This is a genomic window from Streptomyces sp. NPDC048255 (assembly GCF_040652415.1).
Lineage (GTDB): Bacteria > Actinomycetota > Actinomycetes > Streptomycetales > Streptomycetaceae > Streptomyces.
Map to the genome: position 1 here is coordinate 1 of NZ_JBEZMA010000134.1, position 1,979 is coordinate 1,979.

General features: G+C 70.8%; 2 protein-coding genes. One reads left to right on the top strand and one right to left on the bottom strand.

What is annotated here, in order from left to right; all coding sequences use genetic code 11:
- Window positions 1-91 precede the first annotated feature (91 nt).
- Window positions 92-634 (bottom strand): MarR family winged helix-turn-helix transcriptional regulator, encoded by a 543-nt coding sequence (locus AB0D94_RS37745; RefSeq protein ID WP_362062489.1) that lies wholly within the window; start codon window positions 632-634, stop codon window positions 92-94.
- A 189-nt stretch (window positions 635-823) separates the two neighbouring features.
- Here AB0D94_RS37745 and AB0D94_RS37750 point away from each other — a divergent pair, with 189 nt between their 5' ends.
- A complete protein-coding gene (locus AB0D94_RS37750; RefSeq protein WP_362062492.1) occupies window positions 824-1,888 on the top strand; it encodes an alkene reductase in 1,065 nt (354 codons plus the stop codon).
- The last annotated feature ends 91 nt before the right edge of the window (window positions 1,889-1,979 follow it).

The window sequence follows — 1,979 nt, forward strand, 5'->3', positions numbered from 1 at the left end:
AGTACGGCCGAGTACGAGCTGCGATCCTCCGCCTTGCGATGCACCGCACCGGACGACGCGGGCTGATCCACGAAGATCGCCCGGACAGGACCTAGCAGCCGCCCGGCCCCTTGTACTCCGCTTCGCACTCCGCGCCGCCGCCCCGGGTGACCTCCGTGCACAAGGTGGCCTCGACCTTGCCCAGCAGGCGGGCCAGTTCGGCGCGTTCGGCGTCGTCCAGGCCGTCCAGGGTCTGGCGTTCCAGCTCGCCCCATGCCCTGCGGACCTCGACCAGGAGCCCGCAGCTGGTGTCCGTCGCCTCGACCAGGGAGGCGCGCCGGTCGGAGGGGTCGGGCCGGCGCTGTACGTGGCCGGAGTGCTCGAGGCGCTGCAGCATCTTGGTCACCGTGGAGGGGTCGAGGCCGACCGCCTTGATCAGCTCCGACTGGCGCACGGCCCCGCTGTCCCAGAGGTGCATCATCAGGAACTCCTGCCCCGGGTGCAGCCCCAGGTCCCGCAGGACCCGGCCCGCCGCGATCCGGTGGAGCCGGGAGACCCGGCTGATCGCATGGCTGACCGGCCCGTCCAGCACGGCGCTGGGCGCCGCCGCGCACTCCGAGGTGGTGCGCGGTTCCCGAGCGGTTTCCGCGGTCATCGCAGCGCTCCTCCTGGGTCGGTCCGGTGGATCCGGCGGGGTCCGCCGGGTCCGGTCAGCGGTCTTCGTCCGGACCGTCGTGCGGGAATTCTACCCGTCCTCCAAATTTTACCTTGGTCGGCCAAGTAATGAGGTACGCTGCATCTCGCAGCCAATGATTGGCCGACCAACTATCTATGTGAGGCGAATATGACCAGCGCTTTCGAACCCGTTCGCGTCGCCGGTGCCACCCTCTCCAACCGGATCGCCCTGGCCCCGATGACCCGTAGCCGCGCCGGTGAGGGCGGCATCGCGACCGCACTCGTCGCCGAGTACTACACCCAGCGCGCCTCCGCCGGTCTGATCATCAGCGAGGGGATCCAGCCCTCCGTCGTCGGGCAGGGCTACCCCTTCACCCCCGGCCTGCACAGCGCCGAGCAGGTCGCCGCCTGGCGCGAGGTCACCGACTCCGTGCACGCGGCCGGGGGCCGGATCTTCGCCCAGCTGATGCACTCCGGCCGGATCGGCCACCCGACGCTGCTGCCCGACGGCCTGGTCCCCGTGGCCCCGTCCGCGGTCGCCGCCCAGGGGCAGCTGTTCACGGGCGACGGCATGAAGGACTTCGTGACCCCCCGCGAGCTGACCGGAGCCGAGGTACGGGCGACCATCGCCGACTACGCCCAGGCCGCCCGCAACGCGGTGGAAGCCGGCTTCGACGGCGTGGAACTGCACGGGGCCAACGGCTACCTGATCCACCAGTTCCTGGCCCCCGGCTCGAACCTGCGCACCGACGAGTGGGGCGGCACGGCCGAGAACCGGATCCGCTTCGCGGTGGAGGCGGTCAAGGCGGTCGCCGCCGCGATCGGCGCCGAGCGCACGGCTCTGCGCGTCTCGCCCGGGAACACGTACAACGACATCTCCGAGCCCGACCCGCAGCCCGTCTACGAGGCGCTGGTCAAGGAGATCGACAGGCTCGGGCTGGCCTACCTGCACGTCCTGGAGCACGGACCCGAGGCCCGGCAGAGCACCCTCGCCCTGCGCAAGCTGTTCACCGGCCCGCTGGTGCTGAACCCGGCGACCGAGGGCCCGACCGACCACCGAGCCCTCACGCTGATCGAGGACGGCACCGCCGACCTCCTCGCCTTCGGCGCCCTCTTCCTGGCCAACCCCGACCTGCCGGACCGCCTCCGCACCGAAGGCCCCTACAACACCCCGGACCCGTCCACCTTCTTCGGCGGCGACGCGCGCGGCTACACGGACTACCCGGCGCGCTAAAGGTTGTTGCAGAAGGCTCAGTCTTGGGCATTTTGCTTGTATGGGTGGGGTGTTGCGGACTGAGCCGTTGTGGGTGGAGACGTTCACGGGC